14 protein-coding genes are annotated in these 22,751 nt (G+C 52.4%); 12 read left to right on the top strand and 2 right to left on the bottom strand.

All coding sequences use genetic code 11. From position 1 onward, the window contains the following. The first annotated feature begins 27 nt into the window (after positions 1 to 27). From B4C79_RS13725 to B4C79_RS13710, 4 genes are read left to right on the top strand one after another with little or no spacing between them, the layout of a single operon-like run. A complete protein-coding gene (locus B4C79_RS13725; RefSeq protein ID WP_291740295.1) occupies positions 28 to 2,310 on the top strand; it encodes an ABC transporter substrate-binding protein in 2,283 nt (760 codons plus the stop codon). Then, the gene (locus tag B4C79_RS13720; protein WP_171098464.1) at positions 2,310 to 3,287 is read left to right on the top strand and encodes an ABC transporter permease; all 978 of its coding nucleotides are present in this window, start codon (positions 2,310 to 2,312) and stop codon (positions 3,285 to 3,287) included. Before B4C79_RS13725 ends, B4C79_RS13720 begins: the two co-directional genes overlap by 1 nt. 13 nt (positions 3,288 to 3,300) lie before the next feature. After that, positions 3,301 to 4,698, top strand: a complete 1,398-nt coding sequence (locus tag B4C79_RS13715) for an ABC transporter permease (RefSeq protein WP_171098465.1) — start codon at positions 3,301 to 3,303, stop codon at positions 4,696 to 4,698. A gap of 4 nt (positions 4,699 to 4,702) precedes the next feature. After that, positions 4,703 to 6,547, top strand: a complete 1,845-nt coding sequence (locus B4C79_RS13710) for a dipeptide ABC transporter ATP-binding protein (RefSeq protein ID WP_171098468.1) — start codon at positions 4,703 to 4,705, stop codon at positions 6,545 to 6,547. Between the two features lie 5 nt (positions 6,548 to 6,552). On the opposite strand, the gene B4C79_RS13705 is transcribed toward B4C79_RS13710, so the two are convergent. Both B4C79_RS13705 and gloB read right to left on the bottom strand, forming a co-directional pair. Beyond that, on the bottom strand, positions 6,553 to 7,770 hold the full coding sequence (locus tag B4C79_RS13705) for a transglycosylase SLT domain-containing protein (protein ID WP_291740291.1): 1,218 nt from the start codon (positions 7,768 to 7,770) through the stop codon (positions 6,553 to 6,555). Between the two features lie 164 nt (positions 7,771 to 7,934). Beyond that, complete coding sequence (gene gloB / locus B4C79_RS13700) at positions 7,935 to 8,708, bottom strand: hydroxyacylglutathione hydrolase (protein ID WP_291740289.1); 774 nt, start codon at positions 8,706 to 8,708, stop codon at positions 7,935 to 7,937. Between gloB and B4C79_RS13695 the strand changes: the two genes are divergently transcribed. From B4C79_RS13695 to B4C79_RS13660, 8 genes are all read left to right on the top strand, one after another. Beyond that, positions 8,699 to 9,517: a class I SAM-dependent methyltransferase gene (locus B4C79_RS13695; protein ID WP_291740287.1), complete on the top strand. Its 819-nt coding sequence runs from the start codon at positions 8,699 to 8,701 to the stop codon at positions 9,515 to 9,517. The two genes, gloB and B4C79_RS13695, sit on opposite strands and share 10 nt — an antisense overlap. Before the next feature lie 33 nt (positions 9,518 to 9,550). Beyond that, positions 9,551 to 9,991 (top strand): ribonuclease HI, encoded by a 441-nt coding sequence (gene rnhA / locus B4C79_RS13690; protein ID WP_205882538.1) that lies wholly within the window; start codon positions 9,551 to 9,553, stop codon positions 9,989 to 9,991. Then, the gene (gene dnaQ, locus B4C79_RS13685) at positions 9,988 to 10,710 is read left to right on the top strand and encodes a DNA polymerase III subunit epsilon (RefSeq protein WP_291740285.1); all 723 of its coding nucleotides are present in this window, start codon (positions 9,988 to 9,990) and stop codon (positions 10,708 to 10,710) included. Before rnhA ends, dnaQ begins: the two co-directional genes overlap by 4 nt. Before the next feature lie 11 nt (positions 10,711 to 10,721). Continuing rightward, the gene (locus tag B4C79_RS13680; RefSeq protein WP_291740283.1) at positions 10,722 to 13,019 is read left to right on the top strand and encodes an AsmA family protein; all 2,298 of its coding nucleotides are present in this window, start codon (positions 10,722 to 10,724) and stop codon (positions 13,017 to 13,019) included. Between the two features lie 104 nt (positions 13,020 to 13,123). After that, positions 13,124 to 14,863, top strand: coding sequence for a patatin-like phospholipase family protein (locus B4C79_RS13675; RefSeq protein WP_291740282.1), 1,740 nt, complete (start codon positions 13,124 to 13,126; stop codon positions 14,861 to 14,863). A 30-nt stretch (positions 14,864 to 14,893) separates the two neighbouring features. Further along, positions 14,894 to 15,673, top strand: coding sequence for a 3',5'-cyclic-nucleotide phosphodiesterase (locus B4C79_RS13670; RefSeq protein WP_171098481.1), 780 nt, complete (start codon positions 14,894 to 14,896; stop codon positions 15,671 to 15,673). An 18-nt stretch (positions 15,674 to 15,691) separates the two neighbouring features. Continuing rightward, entirely contained in the window at positions 15,692 to 17,332 is a 1,641-nt protein-coding gene (locus tag B4C79_RS13665; RefSeq protein ID WP_291740279.1) for a ShlB/FhaC/HecB family hemolysin secretion/activation protein, read from the top strand. 11 nt (positions 17,333 to 17,343) lie between these two features. Further along, the gene (locus tag B4C79_RS13660; protein ID WP_291740277.1) at positions 17,344 to 22,740 is read left to right on the top strand and encodes a filamentous hemagglutinin N-terminal domain-containing protein; all 5,397 of its coding nucleotides are present in this window, start codon (positions 17,344 to 17,346) and stop codon (positions 22,738 to 22,740) included. The last annotated feature ends 11 nt before the right edge of the window (positions 22,741 to 22,751 follow it).

Genomic DNA, 22,751 nt, shown 5'->3' with positions numbered 1-22,751 from the left:
AAAAAACAACAGTGCGAGGGTGGTTTTTTGGCAGTTTTCGGTCGCATTACAGGCAGTTTCGCAGTGGGGGTAGCCTTGTGCCTGTCGCTTGCTGCATGTGGCAAAGCGCCCAACAATCCGTATGTTGAAACTGCGCAAGACAAAAAGCTAAACACCCTTTACACCGCCTTCACGGCTCGTCCCAAGCACCTGGACCCCGCACAGTCTTACACGTCTGATGAAGCGGAATTCACTTACCAAATTTACGAGCCACTGTTTCAGTACCACTACCTGAAACGGCCGTATCAGCTTGAGCCATTGGCTGCAGCCGAAATGCCCATGCCAGTGTACCTGGACGAGACGGGCAATGTTTTGCCTGACGATGCGCCGCTGAATGCAGTTAAAACCAGTGTGTACACGATTAAGCTAAAACGCGGTATTCAATATCAACCGCATCCCGCCTTTGCGAAAGATGCCCAGGGCAATTTTCTGTATCACCAGTTGGGCGATGAAGCCCGCAAGTACAGCAGCCCCTTGCAGTTTGAGCAGCAGGGCACGCGCGAGTTAACTGCGCACGATTATGTGTACGAGATCAAGCGCCTTGCCAGTTCCCGAATCGTGTCTCCAATTCTGGGGCACATGGGCGATTACGTGGAAGGCTTGGGGGAGTTGTCAAAAACCCTGCAAGAACACGACAAAGCGCTGAAAGAGAAAATCCAGAAAGAAACCGGCAGTGCCTTTCCACCCGCCACCGCTGATTTGCCCTGGCTTGATTTGCGCCAATTCGATTTGCCTGGTGCCAAGGCGCTGGATGACCACACGCTTGAAATACGCGTGAACGGCAAATACCCCCAGTTTATTTACTGGCTGGCCATGCCGTTTTTCGCACCCATTGCGTGGGAAGCAGATGCTTTTTACTGTCAAAAAGGATTCATAGAAAACAACCTGGTGCTGGATTGGTGGCCCGTGGGCACTGGCGCTTACATGTTGACTGAAAATGACCCGAATTCCCGCATGGTATTGTCGCGTAACCCGAACCACCGCGGTGAGCCGTATCCCTCAGAAGGTGAGCCTGGCGACGAGGCCAAAGGCTTGTTGGCCGATGCCGGTAAAACGATGCCTTTTATTGATCGTGTGGTGTTCACGCGCGAGAAAGAGGGCATACCGTATTGGAACAAGTTTTTGCAAGGCTACTACGACACCTCGGGTGTCAGTGCCGATACATTCGATCAGGCAATTCGCGCCAGTGCCGACGGCGATGCCGCCTTGACGCCGGAAATGGCCGAGAAAGGCATTCGGCTGGAAACTTCATTGGCCACCAGCATGTTCTATTTGGGTTTCAATTGGCTAGACCCGGTGGTGGGGCCAGGCAATTCTGCCGAAGAAGCGCGCCGTGCCAAGTTGCTGCGCCAAGCGATTGCAATTGCCATGGACTGGGAGGAATTCTCGCAAATTTTCACCAATGGTCGAGCAGTGCCAGCCCACGGCCCGGTGCCGCCTGGCTTGTTTGGTTACGAGGAAGGTGAGGCCGGCTACAACACGCAGGTGTACAACTTGGTGGATGGCAAGCCGGTACGCAAGCCAGTTGAAGACGCCTTGGCCTTGTTGAAACAAGCAGGTTATGACAATGGAATTGACCCAAAAACAGGGCAACCCTTAACCCTGGCGCTCGATACAACAGGCGGAGGCCCCGGTGACAAAGCCCGCTTCGATTGGTACCGCAAGCAGTTCGCCAAGCTGAACATTCAACTGGATATTCGTGCCACCGACTGGAACCGTTTTCAGGAAAAAATCCGAAAGGGCAATGCGCAAATTTTCTTCCTGGGCTGGAATGCAGATTACCCCGATCCGGAAAACTTTTTGTTCCTGCTCTACGGCCCCAACAGCCGCGCCAAAACTGCGGGGGAAAATGCCTCGAACTATTCCAATGCGCAATATGACGCCATGTTCGAGCGCATGAAAACCATGCCCAACAATGAAGAGCGTGCCGCGATTATTTCGCAGATGACGGACCTTGTTCAAGACGATGTGCCCTGGTTGTTTGCCTTTGTGCCCCAGCAGTTTGGGCTGATCCACGAGTGGTATGGCAACGTAAAGCCCAACGACCTGGCCCGCAACAGCATCAAATACAAAACCATCGATACCGCCAAACGTGATCAGGCCAGAAAGGAATGGAACCAGCCCGAATGGTGGCCTATTCCGGTGTTGTTGCTTGCACTGGCCCTGTTCATTTGGCCCGCCTGGGCCGCCTGGAAGCGCCGTGAACAAGCCATGGGTATTCGCGAAGACTTGGCTTCGACTGTGGCAAACCGCACAGGGGGCAAGCGCTGATGGGTAACTATTTGCTGCGCCGTGTGCTGTATGGCCTGCTGGTATTGTTGGGCGTGAACCTGATCACCTTTGTGCTGTTTTTTCAAGTGAACAGTCCCGATGACATGGCCCGTTTGGCCCTCGGTGGCAAACGGGTTGCGCAAGAATCGGTTGATCAATGGAAGCGTGAAAAAGGATACGACTTGCCCTTGCTGATCAACAGTGAAGCGCAAGGCACAGGCACGCTGACCGAGACCATTTTCTTCCAGAAGTCGGTGCCCATGTTTGTGGGTGAGTTTGGCAGTTCCGACGATGGCCGTAATATTGCCAATGAAATTGTGAAACGTGCGGGGCCCAGCCTCGCTTTGGCAGTTCCCGTGTTTGTATTGGGTTTGTTCCTGAATATTGTGCTGTCACTGTTGCTGACCTTTTTCCGGGGCACTTATCTGGATTTGACCGGTGTGGTGCTGTGCGTGTTGGCCATGTCGATTTCCGGTTTGTTTTACATCATTGGCGGGCAGTACCTGTTTTCCAAAACATTGGCGCTTGTTCCAATCTCAGGCTATGACTCGGGCGGGGATGCATGGCGCTTTTTGATATTGCCGGTCATCATTGGCGTGGTCAGTGGTTTGGGTGGCGGTACGCGCTGGTACCGCACCATTTTCCTTGAAGAGATCAACAAAGACTATGTTCGCACAGCGCGTGCCAAGGGTTTGTCTGAATTACAGGTGCTTGGGCGCCATGTGCTGCGCAATGGTCTTATTCCAATTCTGACCGGTTCAGTCACAGTCATTCCCCTGTTGTTCATGGGTTCGCTGATTTCTGAATCCTTCTTTGGTATCCCAGGCTTGGGCAGCTACACCATCGAGGCCATTCAGTCGCAAGATTTTGCAATTGTGCGGGCGATGGTGTTTATTGGTTCAGTGCTTTATTTGGTGGGTTTGATTTTGACTGACATTGCTTACACCATCGCGGACCCTCGGGTTCGATTGGCATAAGGGGAGCAGGTCGATGATGCCCACTCTACTACTCACTGATGCGCTCATCTGGCTGCTGGTATTTGGCGTGCTGGCTTATGCTCGCAGCGTTGTCAAAAACCCGCTTTCTCGCGCGTCATGGGGTTTGGTGTTTCAATCGAAAATTGCCAGTGCCAGTTTGGTGGTGCTGTTGTTGGCGGTGGTCATCACCCTGCTGGACAGTGTTCATCTTCGCCTGAATGCCGAGCAGCAAAGCCGTTACGCCAGCCCCATTATTTCTGTGCTCGACGTGGCCTTGGGTCCCCTGGCCTATCAGCGCGAGAAATCGTATTCAGCACCACTGGCCACCCGTTCCTTGAGCAAAGAAACCATGGAGGTAGACGGCAAACCCGTGCGTGATTACGCCCGTTTGCAGTTTGGCGGTGCGCATTTAATTGATGAAAGCATGAAGGGGCAGGACCTGCTCAAGCGTGCTTATCAAGGCGCCTTGGGTGGTGCAGTGCTGTGGGCGTTTTTCCTGGCAGCCTTGTGGATCATTCGCAGGGCCATGGCACAGGCGGATCATCAAAACAGCATTACCGTGTTCACGGGCAGTGGTGCTTACCAGGCAGTGGTGTGGACCTTGTTTGCACTTTGCGTTGTGGGCGGCGTAGTGTGGAAGTGGGCTGAGGCCTACCATGTGCTGGGTACCGACAAAGTGGGCGTGGACGTGTTTTACATTGCCTTGAAAGGGCTGCGCACTGCCATGCTGATTGGTTTGCTGACCACCTTGCTGACTCTGCCTGTGGGCATTGCCATGGGCTTGGCTGCGGGTTATTTCCGTGGTTGGGTCGATGATGTTATCCAATACATCTACACCACGCTGAATTCAATTCCATCGGTGTTGTTGATTGCTGCCACGGTGTTGATGTTGCAGGTGGCACTGGATGCCAACCCGGATGCCTTCGCGTCATCGATTGAGAAAGCCGACCTGCGCCTGTTTTTCCTGTGTGCCATTTTGGGTTTGACCAGCTGGACCGGCCTTGCCAGATTGATTCGTGGCGAAGTGTTGAAAATGCGCGAGCAAGATTACATTCTGGCCGCACGTGCCAGTGGCGTGTCCAGCGCAAAAATTCTGTTCTCGCATTTGCTGCCCAATTTAATGCACCTTATTTTGATTGCCATGGTGATGGATTTTTCAGGCCTGGTGTTGGCCGAGGCAGTGCTCAGTTATGTCGGCGTGGGTGTAGACCCCAGCACATTCAGTTACGGCACCATGATCAATGCAGCACGACTTGAGCTAAGCCGGGAACCGATTGTGTGGTGGAGCCTGGTGGCTGCATTTGTATTCATGTTGCTGCTGGTGCTGTCAGCCAACCTGTTTGCCGACGCAGTGCGCGATGCGTTTGATCCGCGCGCGCGCCAGTTGAAACAATCTTTAGTGAGGGTGTAAGCGTATGAGTTTGCTCAACATCCATGGACTTACCACCCGCTTGGCCAGTGAGGCTGGTTGGGTGCATGCGCTCGATGATATTTCATTGGCCATTGAAAAGGGCCAAACTTTTGCCTTGGTGGGTGAATCGGGTTGTGGCAAGTCCATGACCGCGCTCAGCATTGCCCGCCTGCTGCCAGACAGTGGCGCAATTGTTGCCGGGCAGGTGAGGTTAAACGAGAGTAGTGCAGGTGCAAATTCAAACAGCACCGATGTGTTGCGCATCAGCGAAACGGCCATGCGCACCCTGCGTGGCAAACGCATTGCCATGATTTTTCAGGAACCGGGCACAAGCTTGAACCCGGTGATGACCGTGGGCGACCAGTTGACCGAAATCATTTGTTTGCACACTGGGGTCAACAAGGCACAAGCATTGAAAGAGGCCGAAGCGTGGCTGGGCCGCGTGGGCATTCCCGAGCCCAAAAAGCGATTGCAGCAGTATCCCTTTGAAATGTCGGGCGGCCAAAAACAGCGTGTCATGATCGCCATGGCCTTGAGTGTCAAGCCTGACCTGCTGATTGCCGATGAACCGACCACGGCACTGGATGTGTCCATTCAGGCGCAAGTACTTGATTTATTGAAAACCCTGCAGCGCGAGCAGGGCATGGCCATGCTGCTGATTACGCATGACCTGGCAATTGTGAAGCAAATGGCAGATACAGTGGGGCTGATGTACGCTGGCCAACTGGTTGAGAAAGCCAGCACCGCAGAGTTTTTTGCTGCACCACGCCACCCTTATGCGCATGCACTGGTGAAGTCCTTGCCCAGCCAAGCCCAGCGTGGGCAAGCTTTGTATGCGCTTGAAGGGCGTGTTCCATCGTTGGTGAATCCCAAACCTGGTTGCCGGTTTGCGGCCCGTTGCCTGCACGCGCAAGAAAATTGCAGCCAAAGCACACCACAATTGCTTGCAGCCACACAAACCCATACCGTGCGTTGTTTTTACCATGCCGATTTGTCGTTCACAAAGCCTGGCGCAGGTGGTGTGAACTCGGTGGGCGGCAGTTTTTCAGGCGCAACTTCAAAGGTGGTGTTGCAAACGGTGTCTTTGTCGGTGGCTTATCCCGAAAAAGGTGGTTTGCTGCGTAAGCATTTCAAGCCAGTGCTGAACAAGCTCGACATCACTTTGTTGCAAGGCCGCACTGTGGCTTTGGTGGGCGAATCGGGTTCTGGTAAAACCACAGCGGCCCGCGCCTTGCTGGGTTTGTTGGGCAGCAATGCGAAAGTGGATGGCGATGTGCTGATGGACAGCAGGCCCCTTCGCCAATGGGCAGAGCGCGGCCCTGAGGGCTGGCGTTCAAAAATTCAGTTTGTATTCCAAGACCCTTTTGCTTCGCTGAATCCTCGCCATCGAATTGCTGAAATTCTGGAAGAGCCATTGCTTAGTTTGCGCCCCGATCTGGATGCGACTGCTCGCAAGGCTCGTGTGCTGAAAGTGATTGACCAAGTCAGCATGCCCGAAGAAGCCCTTGCTCGTTTTCCGCATGAATTTTCGGGTGGTCAGCGCCAGCGCATTGCGATTGCCCGTGCATTGGTTTCAGAGCCCAGAATTTTGATTTGCGATGAACCCACTTCAGCGCTGGATGTGTCAGTTCAGGCTCAAATATTGAATTTGCTGAAACGCCTGCAAACTGAAACCGGTGTGGCCATGCTGTTTATTACCCACAACCTGGCGGTGGTTCAGTACCTGGCCGATGAAGTGGTGGTGCTAAGGCATGGCGATGTGGTGGAGCGCGGTTCGGCTGAACAGTTGTTTGCCAACCCCCAGCATGCTTATACCCGTCAGTTGATTGATGCGGCGCCGGTGCTTTAACCGCTTCAGGATTCCCAACTGCCCAGCTTTGGTGTGTTTGGAATACTCAAGTTCATGCCAGGTTTGATCAGCTTCTTCTTGCCCAGTCCGTTGAGCCTTTGTATGGCTTTCACGCTCACATCAAAGCGTTGGGCTATTTCTCCCAAGGTGTCGCCTTTTTTTACCGTGTAGTTGCGCTGGGGGTTTGATGGTTTGTACTGTTTCAGGCTGGCCTGAATTTTTGCGCTGTATTCAACAGGCACCAGCAGGGTATTGCTGTGGGCAGCATACAAAACTGGTTGATTCAAACCAGGGTTCAGTTTGCGAATCAACTCCAGTTCAACGCCCGCCAGGCGGGCAATCTCCCGAAGGTCAACATCGGCGCTGCGTTTGATTTCGGCGAAGTAAGGTTTGTTTGGAAACTTGGGCAAAGTCAGGCCAAAACGTTCCGGGCTTTGAATCAGGTTTTTTAGCGCTTGTAGTTTTGGTATGTAATGTTTCGTTTCAAGGGGCAACTCAAGGTTGTCCAGTGTGGGTTCAAGCCCTGCTTCCTGTGCTTTTTTAACGGCCCTGAGTACCGAACCTTCGCCCCAGTTGTAAGAAAGCAAAGCCAGGTGCCAATCGCCATGCATGTCATAGAGATACGTAAGGTAGTCCAGTGCAGCGCGGGTAGAGGCGACCAGGTCCCGTCGTTCATCAACCCATTTGTTTTGTTTCAGGTCAAATTGACGTCCCGTGCTGGGAATAAACTGCCACAAACCCTCAGCGGCTGAAGGTGAGCGTGCATGCGGGTTGAACTGGCTTTCGATAAATGGCAGCAAGGCCAGCTCAGACGGCATGCCACGTTTTGCACATTCCTGGGCGATGAAGTAAATGTAGGGTTCGGAACGCTGCAACATGTTGTTCACCATGCGCTTGTTTTTCAGCAAGGCGCGTTCGCGAACTTGCACTGCCTGCGTTTCCAGGTCAGGCACCGAAAAACCCTTTCGTATATCAGCCCACACATCACCAGCTTCTTCGGCAAAGTCCAGCGTAATCAAGTCGTAGGGCCCGGACATTTTCAGCTCGAGGCCCGGGTTGGGTGCCACCAGGCCGAACAGCTGTACTTCTTCGTTTTCCGCGTTTAGTGCAATGTCGGCCTGTTGCGCATTCGCCCAAGTGGGGCCGGGTCCAACGGCGATGCCCGCCAAAATGGCCACTTTGGCAAATTGCTTGATTCCATTTTTGAACGAGTCGGGTTTCAAAGGGCTTGGTTGCCGGGCAGGGCAAAGAGCGAAACGAAAATGCATCCTATGTTGAAGTTTTGTGTAGGTCAATCGAGAGTTGACCCATGCCCCAGCCCGAGTGATACCACTTGAATTATTTTAAACAGGTGTATTTGTAAAAAAATGTTAACTGGTTATTGCAATTAGAAATTGTCTTTTGCTGTGCGTATTTGTTTGAATTCAATGGGATTTGTAGCATTGATGAACAAATTGCTGAGCCGCTCAACACCGAGCGTTGTCGGAATAGTGCTTAAGCCTTGCTCCCGAATTCTTCGGACTTCAATTTCTCGTGCTTCAATATTTTTGGAGTCGGGTGAATAGGCCCTGGCGAATCGCAGATTCGATTCGGTGTACTCATGCGCGCAGAAAACACGGGTGTTTGCCGGAAATTGATTGAGTTTTTGAAGGGATTCAAACATTTGTTCAGCGCTGCCTTCAAACAGGCGCCCACAACCGCCCGAGAACAAGGTGTCACCTGGAAACATCCACACCTCTTCACTGTTCATGGTGTCTTTCAACTCAATCACATACGCCAGGTGGTCTACCGTGTGGCCCGGAACTTCAAAAACCCGGGCAGTCAGGCAGTGTACATCCACGGCGTTACCTTCGCGCACAGGCCGATTTACCTGTGCAACCCTTCCACTGGCCGGACCGTACACTGGCAAGTCTTTTGCGGCTTTGCTCAGGAGCGCATCAATTCCCCCTATGTGGTCGATGTGGTGATGGGTGACCAAAATACCGCTAAGATGGTAACCACGAGAATCCAGAAAATCTTGAACTGACCTGCTGCAACCCGGGTCTACCACCATGCAGGCCTTGCTGGGTTCATGAACAATCGCCCACAGGTAGTTGTCCTGAAAGGCCGGGATGCCATAGACCGACCAATTCGACACTTGAGAAGACTTGAATGATTCCATCTGAACCCCTGAACGACTTGAGTACACAACAAGCCCAAATGTTAGCACTCGATGCCTGGTTGAACACGCCAGCGGGCCGGTACTTCACAAGTCGTGAACAGGCGTGGATTGATTCTGTGGTACCCGACCTGTTTGGTTTCCGGGCCGTGCAATTGGGTACTCGGCTAGTGGATGGTCTGAAAGAAAGCCGCATTCCCCACAAGGCCTATGTGCAGCAGGGCTTGGTGGCCAGCAAACCCGATGGGGTGGAAATGATCACGCCCGATTGCTTTGCCGAGTTTGAAGAGCTGCCTTTCGAGAGCCAGTCGTTGGACATGATTGTGCTGCCCCATGTGCTTGAATTCTCTGAGGATCCGCACCAGCTGTTGCGGGAAGTAGAGCGCGTGTTGATGCCGGAAGGGCGGGTGGTCATTACCGGTTTCAACCCGATGTCGCTGTGGGGCCTTCGCCATGCGGCCCTGAAGCGCTGGGCACCCGTGTGGCCGGAAGGTTGTGAGCCGATCCATTTAAGCCGCCTGAAGGACTGGTTGAAACTGTTGTCCTGTGAACCCGAGTTTGGCCGGTTTGGTTGCTACCGTTTTCCGGCATTCACTGAAAGTGGTTTAAGCCGGATGGGTTTCATGGAGCATGCGGGTGATCGCTGGTGGCCAGTGTGTGGCGCAGTCTATTTTGTATGTGCAGTCAAAAGAGTGCGCGGTATGCGCTTGATTGGCCCGGCTTTTAAAGACAAAAAAGTATCAGCACGCCAACTAAAACCTGTTGCCAATAAGGCGCTGAATAAAACACCTACAATAGGCGACCGTGGATAAGGCCAACAGGATTGAATTGTGACTGAACAAAGAATTGCCAGCGTCGTGATGTATGCCGACGGGGCTTGCAAGGGCAACCCGGGGCCAGGCGGTTGGGGTGTGTACTTGCAATCGGGTGAGCATGCCAAGGAATTGTGCGGCGGAGAGTTGAACACCACCAACAACCGCATGGAATTGACCGCTGTTATTGAAGGGTTGAATGCTTTAAAGAAGCGTTGCAGCATCGACGTGTACACCGATTCGCAGTACGTGCGTAAAGGTGTACTGGAGTGGATGCCAAAGTGGAAAATGAACGGGTGGAAAACCTCGGACAAAAAGCCGGTGAAAAACGCCGACTTGTGGCAAATACTCGATGAGGCCAGTGTTCGTCATTTGGTACGCTGGCACTGGGTGAAGGGCCATTCTGGCAACCCTGGCAACGAGAAGGCCGATGCCTTGGCAAACCTTGGTGTAGAAAAGGCGATGAAACAATGAGATATGTAGTACTGGATACAGAAACAACCGGCCTGGAAGTTAGGCAGGGTCACCGCATTATCGAAATTGGGTGTATTGAAGTGAATGGTCGGCAGGTGACTGACCACCATTTTCACCAATACATCAACCCCGAGCGTGAGGTCGATGAGGGTGCATTCCAGGTGCACGGTATTTCCGATGAAATGCTGGCAGACAAGCCGAAATTCAAGCAAATCGCCAAAGACTTTCTTGATTTTGTGCAGGGCAGCACGCTGATCATTCACAACGCATCATTCGATATCGGTTTTCTGGATGGTGAACTTGAACGCCTGGGCTTGGGCAAGATGGCCGACTATGTGGACGGCGTAATCGATTCCCTGGGCATGGCGCGTGAAATGTTTCCCGGCAAACGCAATAACCTGGATGCGCTGTGTGACCGCCTTGGGGTGAATAACGCACACCGTCAGCTGCACGGGGCGCTGCTGGACTCGCAAATTCTGGCGGAAGTTTATTTGGCGATGACCCGCGGGCAAGACAGCCTGGTGATTGATCTGAATGCGCATCATGAGGACGATGGTGTAGAGCGAATCAAACTCAGCGCGCTGAGTTTGCCAGAACCTGAGCCCACCGATGAGGAGTTGGTGCTGCACCAGGCCTATTTGGCGGATATTGAAAAAGCGGCCAAAGGGCCAAGCGTGTGGAGCAAAATTAGCCAGGCGACTGAAGAACCCGCAGTTTAAGGAGGTTTGCCATGAAAAAGGCAATTGCATGGGGCGTGGGCATTGTGATTGGTGTGCCGGTAGTATTGGCAGCCGCCGCAGCCATTTTGGTGAACACAATTGACCAGCAGGCTTTGCTGAACAAAGCCAGCGCAGTGGTCAAGGAAAAGCAGCAACGCGATTTGGCGTTCACTGGTCCCGTGCAGCTCAAGTGGTTCCCTTCCATTGGCGCCGATTTGAACGGCGTCACTCTTTCTGAATTCCAAAGCACCGATCAATTTTTGAAGGCTGACAAAGTCAGTATTTCACTGGCTTTGTTGCCGCTGCTAAGTTCAGAGGTGGTGGTAGACGCGGTACAAGCCAGTGGTGTCACCGTGAATGTGGTGAAAAATGCCGATGGCAAGTTCAACTTCGATGATTTGAGCAATCCTGAAACAACCGATCAGGTTGAGCAAGAAATGGAAGATGCCCCGGCAGAGGGTGGACAGGCCGTGAATTTTTCAGTGGACTCGATTGCGCTTGAAAATCTGAATGTGACATATGCTGACAAGCAGACCGGGTTAGAGGCCTCGTTGAACAACTTCGCCATGCAAAGCGGTCGCATTGAGCAGGGGGTGCCCACAGACATTGCATTGAAGGGCAATGTGAAGGCCAACAAGCCGCAGGCGGATTTGAACATCGACCTGAACACCCGTCTTGAGTTTGGACTGGGTGAAAATCTGTATGCGAATTTTGAGAACCTGAAGTTTGCCGTGTTGGGCCAACTGGATCAGCAGCAAGCCGATGTGAATGTGCAGGCCAGTACCCTGAATGTGAACCCGAATACCTTGGAGGTTAAAGCGCAGTCGCTGGATGCCAAGGCCAAAGGCCAACTTCCCAACGTGGGGGCATTCGACGTTAGTCTAAGCTCGCCTTCACTGGAACTCAGCGACACTGTGGCGCGTGGTGAGGCATTTAACTTCAAGGCTGACTTGAAGCAGCCCACGCGCAGTATCAATGCCACTCTCGATTTAACCGGTTTGCAGGGCAACTTGAAGCAGGCGGTGTCTGCAGCCTTGAACACCACCGTGAACATGGTGGAAGGCGAACGCACTTTGAATTTGAAGCTGGCCAGCCCCATGAGCCTGAACATGAAAAGCCAGTTGATTGAGTTGGCAGCCTTGACGGGTCAACTGGATGTGAAAGACCCGGCATTACCAAAAAAACAGGCCAGCATGCCTTTGGCAGGCCGTTTGGCGGTGAACAACACAGAAAAAACTGCCGAGCTGGATTTGAACTCGAAATTTGAGTCCACCAGTTTTGATTTGAAAGCAGCCGTGAAGAATTTCGCCAAACCGGCGATTACGGCTGTATTGAATGCGGACAAGCTGGACATTGATGCGTTGTTGCCACCCAAGAAAAACGCTAATACCGAGACCGCAGCAAGCTCGGGTGAAAAATCCAAAGACACACCTGTTGATTTGAGCCCGCTGCGTAATCTGAATCTGGACATTACCGCCAACATAGGTGAATTGAAAGTGTCGAATATTCAGGCCCAGCAATTGAAAACAAAGGCTGTGGCGCGAGGGGGCAAACTGACCATTTCGCCGCTGGATGCAAAGCTTTACGGTGGTTCAACCACGGGTGTAATTACCGCGGATGCGAATACTCAAACGGTGACCGTGAACCAGAACATGACTGGTGTTCAAGTTCAACCTGTAATCAAGGCGCTGCTTGACAAAGACATGGTCGAGGGCAAGGGCAATGTGGGCATCAACATTCGCACCACGGGCAACACGGTAAACCAGATGAAAGCTGCCCTGGATGGAAAGGTTTCGGTGAGTCTTCAGGATGGTGCGATCAAAGGCATTAATCTGGCCGAGAAATTCAGAAATGCAAAATCCTTGCTGACGACCGGCAGCAACGCCACCCAAAAAACCGACACCACTCAGAAAACGGATTTCAGTTCATTGGCAGTCAGTTTTGACATTGCCAATGGCGTGGCTACCTCGAATGACTTGAATGTGATGGCCCCCTTGTTTCGAATTGGTGGCGCAGGGCAGGTGAATTTGATCAGCAATTCCCTTGACTACCTGGCCAAGGCCTCGGTGGTGGCCACCAGCACAGGGCAGGGCGGTAAAACGCTTGATTCTGGTTTGAACGGGGTAACGGTGCCCGTTCGCCTGTATGGCCCATTCACTGGCGTTCAGTGGGAACTTCAGTTCAAAGAACTGGCAAAAGAAGCGGCCAAAGCCAAATTGCAGCCAAAAATTGATGAGAAAAAAGAAGAGTTGAAAGGCAAGGCCGAGGAAAAGGTGAGGGACGCCCTGAAAGGTTTCCTGAATCGCTGAGTTTCAACAAGTGGCAACAATCCCAGGGGCCCCATGGGGGTAGGTGCTTTGTGAGGCAATAGTTTGCTACCATCAAGGCAAATTATTCTTACAACGGTGTCCCTGTGTCCGAACCCGCTGGCTTGCCGGTTATTGAGCTGAGTTATGCCATTGAGCTTTTGTCCAAAAAGCTCGAAATTCAGTCCACTGAAGCTGAGCAGTTAATTCGACTTGCAAAACTGGTTCGTTTACCCCGTGGCGACACTTTGTTTGAGCAAGGTCAGCCCAGTCATCATTTTTATCTCTTGTTGCAAGGTCAGTTGAAAGGGCAGCGTTTTCGCCCAGACGGCTTTCAAGACCTGGCCCTTTCTTTTTTCCCCGGCGAAATGATAGGCGAGCTTGGTTTTTTCGACCAAGCGCCACGTACAGTCAGCATTTCTGCCCGCCGAGACAGTGTTCTGCTTGAAATTGATCAAACCGCCCTGGAGCAGTTCGGTGAGTTCAGTCGCTCGGTGTATCACCACCTGATCCGAATGCTTGTTTCCCGTTTCAAGCGTGAACTCGGCTACAGCGGCCCCTTGAAGCAACACCAGTTCATTTTGTTTCAGTCTTTTGTACGCCCCGAGGGTTTTGGCATGCAGGCCGTTGAAGGATTTCAGTCTGCCATGGCACGGCATTGTGAGTTGCGACGCTGGAAACAGCTTGGTGACGTAACCCCGCCGAGTTCTGTCAGTGCCAAAGACTGGGTGGTTGAAATGATTGAGACAGAACCCCTGGAGGTTTTGGACGATCGCCTGATTGAAGAGCTTGATTGCATGGTGGTGATGCTGTGTGCAAGCACCTTGAATGATTCGCGCAGTTGCGACTTGTTGAAAGCCCAGTTGAAAAGCGCCGACGACGACTTGCCGGTGTGGTTTGTACTGGTGCACGAAGCGGCCTGGGTTGAGCAGTCGGTTGTACAGCGCATACGCGCCAATTTTGGCAGCGGGTTCAAGCTGTTGCATGTTCGGCGTGGCCACCATTCCGACAACGCACGCGCTGCGCGGCACATTCTGGGGCTCACCTTGGGCCTGGTGCTGGGCGGTGGCGGTGCCCGCGGATTCGCCCATGCCGGTTTCTTTCAGGCACTTGAGGAGGCTGGTGTGGTCGTGGACTCGGTTGGGGGAACCTCAATGGGCGCGTTGGTGGGTGCGCTTATCTCCTCGGGGCGCTCGGCCGCCGATGTGAACAAGGCCCTTGCCATCAGTTTCAAGAAAGGTTTGCCATTCAAACTGACCGACTACTGGATACCCAAACATGGCTTTGTGAAAAGCAAGGCAGTTGACGAGGTGTATCAAAAAGCATTTGGTGATTCGTTAATTGAAGACCAGCCGATTCCGTTTTTCGCCATCAGTTGCAATTTGACCACGGGCAACCAGTTTTTGTTTGAACAAGGCCCGTTGTGGAAGGCAGTGCGCGCCAGTACTTCCATCCCGGTATTTTTTGAGCCATTCATGGCGGGCAGGCACGTGATGGTGGATGGCGCACTGGTCAACAATGTGCCTGTCGATTGCATGCGCACTCGCGGCGCACGAAAAATTCTCACCGTGGATGTGGGCCTTGAGGAAGACATCACCGCGCACATGGTAGACGACAGCAGTGTGCAAATGCCCACCATGATGAAGTCGCTGATGCGTGTCATTGAATTGGGCGGTATTGAGAAATCACGACAGGCCAAAGTCATCAGTGACCTGTATGTTCAGCCTTCCATTGAAAAAATCGGATTGATGGAGTTTGAGCGCAGAGAAGAGATCGTTGCCTTGGGTTACGAGGCTGGGCGTAAAGCAATTCCGGATATACTGGCTTTGCTTCACAAAACTACATAACAACGCAGTCGTCATTCTTACGAGGCTTTGATGCAAAAACACTCTACGGTAGAGGTGTTGGGTTGCAGCGGCAGTATCGGTATTCCCGGACAAGGAACAACAAGCTTCCTGATCGACAGTGATATTTTGATCGATGCGGGCACAGGCCTGTGCGAGCTCGATTTTGCCCGTCTCGAGCAAATTGAGCATGTATTCATTACCCATTCCCACCTGGACCACATTTGTGGTTTGCCTTTTTTAATCGACACGGTGGGCGTGGGCCGCAGAAGTCCCCTGCGTGTGTATGCCACCCTCCCCACAATCAGGGCCTTGCAGCAACATATTTTCAATGAGGAAATATGGCCTGATTTCTCGAAAATTCCCACAGCAGAGAACCCGGTTCTGGAGTATGTTGAGATACAGCCTGAAGAAGAACTGGTGTTTGGTGAGCGCAGAATTTCCACCGTAGAGGTGGATCATACGGTCCCGGCCGTGGGTGTTTTTTTGACTACTCCCACCGGGGGGTGGTGCTTCTCCGGAGATACGCACCAAACAGACCGGTTATTCACCCTTATCAACTACGCAAAAAAGGTAGATTATTTCTTTATTGAGGCTGCTTTTCCTGACAAGGAGAAATGGCTTGCAGATTTGGCCAAGCATTTGTGCCCAAGTTTGTTGTTTGGTGAGCTTCAAAAATTAAACGCAGCATGTGAAATCTGGATTAGCCATCTGAAACCCAGAGAGCACGACGAGATTCAAAAAGAGTTACAGCAGTATCCGGGAAGCCAGCCGCTGCGCATTCTATCGGCCGGAATGATTTTTAACATTTAACGGTTACACCACAATTCTATGAAATTCAAACTTTCCGCAGTCGCCTGTGCAGTGGTGCTGTTGGTTAATTCGCATTTGCAGTTTGCACATGCGCAAACCCCGCCTGAGAGCACACCGGGTTCCCAGTCCAGCAACGACGAATACCAGGAGCCCAGTTTCACAGTGTCGGGTTTTGAGGTGTTGGGCCCCGAACTGGTGCCTCGTGATCAGGTTATGGCTGTGCTTGGTGGCTTTTCAGGCCGTGAAATCACCTTTTCCGATTTGCGAACGGCCACAGCCGCTGTTGAGCAATTGCACGCCGAGGCGGGTTATGAAGTGGTTCGTGTGCTGATTCCTGAACAGGAAATCAAGCCTGGCGAACGGCTTAAGTTACAAATTGTTGATGCACGGCTGGATGTGATTACTGTGGCGGGTAACGACTATTTCACCGCGGAGTCGATTCAGGAAAGCCTTGTGGTGTTGCAACCCGGTGCCTTGATCAACACCGTTGACATGGACAAAAACCTGCGCCTGATCAATGACAACCCCGCGAAAATTGTACGCGTACGCCTGGAGCCCAGCGACAAGCCGGGTTTGGTGGACGCGAAAGTGCAAGTGTCCGATCAAAAGCCCTTGGCTGCATATTTGACCCTGGACAACTCGGGTACCAATGCCACGGGTGACTTCCGCATGGGTCTTGCCCTGCAACACAACAATGCTTTTAACAGAGGCCACATGGCCTCGTTTCAATACGTGACCTCGCCGGGGAGGTGGTCGGATGTTGAAGTATTCGGCCTGAACTACAAAGTGCCGTTTTACAGCCTCAGTTCCATGCTTGAACTGGCTTACAGCGATTCGAATGTGAATGCAGGCAACTTGAGCGTGGGGGCCAGTTCTGTATCGGTGGCTGGTGCCGGTACCACTGCCGCAATTCGTTGGGTGAAGTTGCTGGACCGCTTGGCCGGGTTCGACGCACGGCTTACCTTTTCTCACGAAATCAAAGAATTTGTGAGTCAGGTTCAACTGAATGGTTTTGGTCCCAGCCTGGTGCCAGAACTGGAAAGCAGGCCGGTGGGGGTGTCTTATTCACTCTCCGAGGCACTTGATTCGCGGCAGCGTGCTTTTCAAATTGGGTACTTCAAAAATTACGTCACGGGTGGCAACAATTCAACCGCCCAGTACCGCATGACCAACCCGGCCGCCGAAGCCAATTTCGACGTGATTCGGGCCAATGCCAGTTGGTCGGAACAAGTGATGCCCGGCTGGCGCTTGACTGCACAGCTGGATGCGCAACACACCGATTACTCACTGATTCCCGGCGAGCAATTTGGCGCAGGGGGTGTTTATTCGGTGCGTGGCTTTGAGGAACGGGTGATTTCTGCAGACCGTGGGACCCGACAATCACTCGAGCTGATGGGTCCGAATGTCAGCAAAAGTTTCGGCAACTTGTTTGAGCGTTTGCAGTTTGTTGGTTTTGTGGATGCTGCGCAGTTGAAGTTCAACAACCCCGTGTTCGGTTCGCCAGTTGAGCCGCATTTGATGTCTTACGGTGTGGGTGCGCGTTTTGCTTTTTCTCCCAAACACCAGTTTCGGGTTGACCTGGCCAAGGTTGTGTCAGGTGTGCCTATTCAACCGCATGGTGACGTGATGTTGCACGTCACATTTGCCACTTCCCTGTAAGGAAAGACACCATGAAATCCAATCGTCTTTCAACCCGTAGCTCAGTTCGCAGTTCAGGCACCCAGTTTCAGCGAAAAGCGGTGGCTTTGGGTGTGGCCATGGCCATTGCCAGTTCAGCTTACGCCAACCCCACCGGAATGTCGGTGGTCGCAGGACAGGCCACCGCGCAAACCATTGGTAACTTGATGCAAATTACCAATACGCCAGGTGCCATTTTGAATTGGCAACAGTTCAATATTGATGTTGGGCAAACCACGCAGTTTATTCAACAAAATGCGGCCAGCCAGGTGTTTAACCGCGTTACTGGTGGCGATGTGTCCCAAATTCTTGGCACCCTGCAAAGCAACGGGCAAGTGTTTTTGATCAACCCGGCGGGTGTGTTTTTTGGTCAGGGCGCTGTGGTGGATACTGCGGGCTTTTTGGCCAGTACCCTGGCTGCGTCGGATACGGATTTGCTGAACGGGCACTTGCGTTTCAACGATTCAACTGGCACAGCAGGCAACATCGTCAACCAGGGCTCACTGACCACGCACTCGGGTGGCTCTATTGTTCTGTTGGCACCCAGTATTGAAAACAGCGGCATTATTCATGCAGACGGAGAGGTGCTTTTGGCTGCTGGCCACAGTGTGACGATTGTGGACATGAGGCACCCTACTATTGGCCTGACCGTTGCCGCCAAAGAGGGCGACGAGGCTGTGAACCTGGGTCAAATTATCAGCAAAAATGCATCCCTGTTTTCGCATTTGGTGAAAAACAGTGGTGTGGTTGAGGCCACAGGCGCACGGCTGGGCGAGGGCGGTGTTATTCGGTTTATTGCGCAAGGTGATGTATTGGCAGGCGGGCAGGTTCTTGCCGAAAGTGCCCAGGGCCAAGGTGGTGAAATTGATATCACCGGCGAACGCGTGGCGGTGCTGAGTGGTGCCCGCATTTCTGCGGATGGAGCCACAGGCGGCGGTACAGTGAATGTGGGCGGTGGCTGGAAAGGGGAGGATGAAACCCTTGCGAATTCGCAGCAAACCGTGGTGCAGGCCAATACCCAAATTTCTGCGAATGCCACAGCCAACGGCAACGGTGGTGAGGTGGTGGTGTGGGCCGACGGGCACACGGCCGTTGATTCTGAAGTGCAAGCCAAGGGTGGCGCACTGGGCAGCAATGGTGGTCGCGTAGAAACCTCGGGCAAACAAAGCCTGGCTGTGAATGTGGCTGCGAACACCTCGGCTGCCAAGGGTGAGGCTGGGCAGTGGTTGATCGACCCGGCTAACCTGACGATTGTGGATCAAATTCCACAAGGTGGTTTCAACCTTGAAAACAGCTCACAGAGCCCGTTCTTTTCTACGGACGATATTTCTTCAACCTTCTCGCCGACTGAGTCATTTCTCTTGAACAGTACCGTGGTGGATGGTTTGGAGAATAACGGTTTCGTACAAATTTACACCACTGGCACGCAACCAGGCGACGGTAATTTGACCATTGCGGCTCCTGTCCTGATTGACCAGAACAATTCTCAATCGACCGGTATCAATCCAGAACTATTTCTGGAGGCCAAAGGTGAAATCAATATTGACGCCGCTGTGGGCTTGATGCCCGGGCAGCAAGTATTTGATGGGTTCGATTTGTTCCTGAGTTATGACATTGCCAAACCGGTGTATGTCGATGCCCCGCTGTACCTGGGCAACAGCGGCAATTTGATTTTGTCGCCATACGATACTGGTACGGCTTTGCCCACCAACACAATGGGCCAGTTGCCACTCGACGGCGTGAATTTGCTGTCGGGAATGAATACTGGCTCAAGTGGCCCGTTGGCACTTAATCGAATCACTGTCACCGGTGCGGTGGCCACAGATCCCGTGACCCAGCAAAGCTACATTGTCAGTCCCGAAAAAACAGTGAAACTCAACGTGCTGGGTGCAAACCTTCAGGTGAATCAATTAAGCCTGTTTGGAAGTGAAACAACCCCTGTCACCGATATTCGCGTTGGCGTAGACAATTTTGAGTTGCCAGCACCCATTCAAGGGAATTTGCAGTACAACTTTCTGGACGCGAATAGCTTGACCGTAGAGGCAGGCAGTACTGTGTCAACCGTCACGCTATTTGATCCGGAGTTGTCATTTGATCTGAATCCCAATACCAATTTGAACCGATTGATCTCTAGCGGTACGGTCAATTTCAACGGTGGCTTCAACGACATTGTCGAGATTGATACCAACGCCGGTACTTTGAATTTTTCAAACAGCGCCGGCAGCAGCAGTTCTCCTTTTGGCTTCTACCAAATTGGCGATATTGATGCAGGCACGGGTAGCACCATTAACCTGGTGGGCTCCAGTTTGTACTATCAGAAAGCGATCCTCAACGGCACATTCAACATGATGTCCAACGAGTTTGGCTCGTCCTCTTTCCTGAGTGCGATTGATACTGATTTAAACGGAAGTTTCAACATTGGCGCTGGCTTTAACAACGCCAGTTTCCAGGCCCTTGGTATGGGTGCCACTTCCCGAATTACCCTGTCGACTGGCTCTTTTCTTGAACTGGGACGTGCGTTTAACTCCTCCTCTTCAGAGGTGAGTGTTACCCCGATGGTTCCAGCCAAGCAACCTGGTGCGTATATCTCAACAACGCAAGGGCAATTCGTTGCTCAACAGGGTGCGCGCATTGTCATGAACGGGGCGGCCACCGACGACATTATTCACTCCATGCCACCTTTGGAAACTGCCAGTTTTTCAAGCTCTCCCTCGGGTGGGGCAATTGTTGACATCACCGGGCTGGATGGGCGTCTGGAGGCACCGGTGACCATTGAAGTCAATGGTTTCCTGAACTCCATACAAACCAGCACAGAGAACTTTGACCTCAACTCTGAAGTCAGCATGTCAACCCCCATCAACACCATGGTGATTCAGTCTGCAAACATTCAAGTCAATGCCGGAGGCGACGGACGCTCTCTCAGAATTGGTGAGGTTCAGTTCTCACAATCGTTGAACACCGATTTTGAACCTGTTGTTGATCTGGACTTCAACGGCTCGCTCACCGTGAACAGTGGCCGTGTGCGCCTTGAGGGCAAGAACGTGTCCACCGTAGACGGTACCCTGAATGTAAATGGTGCAAATTCCACTCTGGTTTTGTCTGGCAATTTCACTTCTGCAGATTTGTACGATGTAAACCGCAGCAATGGTGGTCGCCTTGCAGCCGAGGGCGTTTGGGATAACAGTCTGGTGAACGCCGGCAACGCTGCAACTTCAGCGCCGCTGAGCAAAGGGAATATTTTGGTTGGCGATGATTTGGTGGTAACCGGTGGTTTACTGACCAGTGCGGGCACAGCCAATTCAATCAATATTGCGCCAGACAGTTTTCTGGAGCTGCGCAACACCGAGGTAAGCACAACGATCAACGTATCGCCAACCGGTGTGGTGTTGCTGGCCAGTCAGGATGGAAATGGTGCCCCTGTAACGCCTGCTGTGTTGAATGGTGCCACTATCAATATGGGCGGTGATGCTTTCCTGATTGTGGAAACTGATGCTGCGGGTGTGGCCAATTTGAATGGCACAGCAACAATCAGTTCAGGTGCACAAGGCAACCTGATTATCGCGGGCCGACGAGCTTATGACCCAATGGCTGCAGGCTCCATTCCAGATTCAATGACCTTGAATGTGGACAGTGGTATTCGTTTGAACGTGACCGGCAATACCCCCAGTTTGCCCCCGGCTTTGCAGTTGTTTTATGGTGCTTCAACGCCGCCATCGCGCCCCGTGTTCCTTGTGGGCCAACTTACACCTGAAGCGGTGGCTTTGGCCGAATATGAAGATTTTGATGGATTCTCTACGCCAATCACTACCGTGTTGAGCGGGTTTGCGAACCCTTCCTTCGTGATTGATGGCACCCCCGATTCATCGGCGGTCAATGGCTTGACCTGTTCGGTGTCTGATTTCTGTGTGAAGTTTGACGTAACCCAAAACCTGACCTACTCCGGCATGGTCATGACAACTTTGGGCGCACCCAACCCCACCTTGGCCAACAGTGGTGTAGCGTTTGCAGCGGGCGCCGATTTAAGTGCATTGCGGTTTGCATTTCAAACACCCGACGAGATCACATTCATGCAAGGTTTGAACCTGGTGACTGTAGCCGACTTGGTTGGCGGCAGACGCTTGGTGAATGCCCCGGGTTCCACAGTGCGATTTGGTAACAACATGGCCAATGAAACCATTTCGAACAATCTGGAAAACAACGGTGTATTGGAGTTGCAGGGCAATTACACACTCAGTGGCCTGCTAACCGGTACGGGTATGTTGAACAACAGTGGTGTGCTGAACCTTGGTAACGCCAGTGGAAGTGTTGTTCAAAATTCGATCGTTAACAGTGGCACGATCAATAACACCGGTACTTACACTTTCTCTAATATGGTTTCAGGTACTGGTTTGTTCTCAAACGCGGGCACTTTGAACTTGACTGGTTCTGGCTTATTTGGAAATAACTTTGTGAATGGCGGCACCGGCACACTGAACTTCTCTGGTGGATCGGAACAGGATATTTATTTTGGTGGTTCCTTTCAAAATGCCGCGAATGTATTTTTTAATGGCGGATTATTCACTTTCGATACTGGTTACAGTCAATCCGCCGGTAACCTCACCGTTCAGCCAGGTACACAGTTGGTGGGTAACATCAACATCAACGGCGGGGCCTTGCGTGGATTTGCAAACATCAACGGTAATTTGAATGCCCAAGGTGGTCGAATCGTTCCAGGTGCATCTCCCGGCTTGATGACAGTGAGTGGTGACTTGAACCTGGATGCCAGCAGCATTATCGACATTGAAATTGCCAGCAACGGTGGGGTTCAGGGTACTGATTTCGATTGCATCGTGGTACAGGGCAACGCCAACCTGGCGGGTCAATTGAATTTAATTGATATTTCAGGTGGTACGCTGGTTGCGGGTAGTCAGTACGCCTTCTTGGAGGCCAACACCATCAACGGCACTTTCGGAAGTATTTCCACTTCACCTGCCAGTTCTGCGTACACATTCTCTTCACCCGTGATTGCGAACACCACGAATGGTCAGCAGTTGCCCATTCAGCAAATGAGCACCTCGACCGTGGCTGTAAGTTCACCGCCTCCGGTCTCGCCCCAGCCCACCTCGCCAACAAGTCCAACTTCGTTGACGCAAAGCACAGGCACGGATAGCACCTCGGTTGGTCAAAACTTGAATCAGGCTTTCACGCCAACTTCCACCTCAACTGGCACTACTGAGCCAAGCTCGGGTACTACATCGACAAGTAGCACGCAACAAACCCAACAGGAAGAGGAGGCCGTCGAGGTGGCCAATCAAAGCACTGCGGGTACAACTATTTCACAGCAGTCCAATGACATTGAGTTGAAGACCACACAAAGTGATCCTCAGCGGGCTTCGGCGGTGTGCAAATGAGGATCAATAAC

It is taken from the genome of Limnobacter sp. UBA7229 (assembly GCF_002473065.1).
GTDB classification, from domain to species: domain Bacteria; phylum Pseudomonadota; class Gammaproteobacteria; order Burkholderiales; family Burkholderiaceae_B; genus Limnobacter; species Limnobacter profundi.
This window is presented reverse-complemented; position numbering and strand designations above follow the sequence as displayed.